Source organism: Paracoccus sp. DMF, assembly GCF_004407025.1.
GTDB classification, from domain to species: Bacteria; Pseudomonadota; Alphaproteobacteria; order Rhodobacterales; family Rhodobacteraceae; genus Paracoccus; species Paracoccus aminovorans_B.
Genome location: NZ_SOKV02000146.1, coordinates 1 through 1,078, shown reverse-complemented (window position 1 = coordinate 1,078; position 1,078 = coordinate 1). Strand labels below are relative to the sequence as shown.

Genomic DNA, 1,078 nt, shown 5'->3' with positions numbered 1-1,078 from the left:
CATGCTGCGCGCGCCGGACGGCGCGACCATCGAAGAGATCATGGCCGCGACCAGCTGGCAGTCGCACACGGTGCGCGGCGCGATGGCCGGGGCGCTGAAGAAGAAACTCGGGCTCGAGGTGACCTCGGAGAAGGTCGAGAACCGGGGACGCGTGTACAAACTCCCTGCCGCCTGAGGCACCGGACCCCGACAAGTCGATGGCCGCCGCCCCTACGGGGCGGCGGTCGATCATCCTCGAGAAGGGACGAAATCGATGCAAACAGCCTTTTCGGACTTTGGACCCTTCAGGGATCGGATCGAGGCATCGGACAAACTCCGTCCGCACTGAGGCATAGGTTAGAAGTGCACACGCAGGCGGTGGCGTCTGTCTCGGCTCTTCCGAGGCGTTTCTGCTGCGGCCCGATGGACAAGAGCCTCTTTCCCGCACAGAGTGCGATGTCATGGATATGAGCGAGAAAACAGACAAACAAATTCAGAATCTGATCGAGAACCACCGCCGCGCCGGGAAGCTCGACGCCCCGCTGGCCGTAGCGGCTATCGAAGAACAAGGTCGACGCAACAAAGTATTCAACTTCAAGGCCGGCATCGAGTTCTTGTTGCAGGCGGCGCATGACAAGCGTCCGGTTAACTATCGCCAGTTGGCCGAAGCTGGCGGTGTCCTGAAGCCCGGCGACGTTTGGCACCAACACATGGCCCGGAAGATCCCGCTTTCCCAAATCGTCGACTATGCCCACACCCACGACATGCCAGCTATCACTGCGTTGATTGAGACAACGCAGGGAGTGACGGATAGTATTCTTGCTGGGTTCCAGAAAGGGCTGGACGATACCGGAATTCGCGTGCCATCGGGCATGTCCATAAAAGAGTTCTATTTTTCAGAACGGCAACGTGCCTTCGACTGGGCCGCCTCCCAAGAACCGCCGCTGACCCCTCAGTGAATGTCCGCTCCGTCCTCATAGCCGACCGCCGCTACCGCATCCGGATCGCCTCGAACACCCGCCGCAAGGCGAAGGAACGAGCTATCGACACGATAGTGAAGATAGCACCCATCTTCAGGTTCTGCGCCAGCGTCGTGTGC

The 1,078-nt window shown here is 60.1% G+C and carries 2 protein-coding genes; both read left to right on the top strand.

Annotated features, from left to right (window positions below):
- A partial coding sequence (locus E3D03_RS20845; protein WP_139305925.1) for a DUF3489 domain-containing protein occupies positions 1–175 on the top strand: 175 nt, incomplete at its 5' end.
- 265 nt (positions 176–440) lie between these two features.
- Complete coding sequence (locus tag E3D03_RS20840) at positions 441–938, top strand: hypothetical protein (protein WP_036732891.1); 498 nt, start codon at positions 441–443, stop codon at positions 936–938.
- Positions 939–1,078: the final 140 nt, after the last annotated feature.

Coding starts and splice junctions, on each gene's coding strand:
- E3D03_RS20840 (WP_036732891.1), top strand. CDS start 441: ATGGATATGAGCGAGAAAACAGACAAACAAATTCAGAATCTGATCGAG.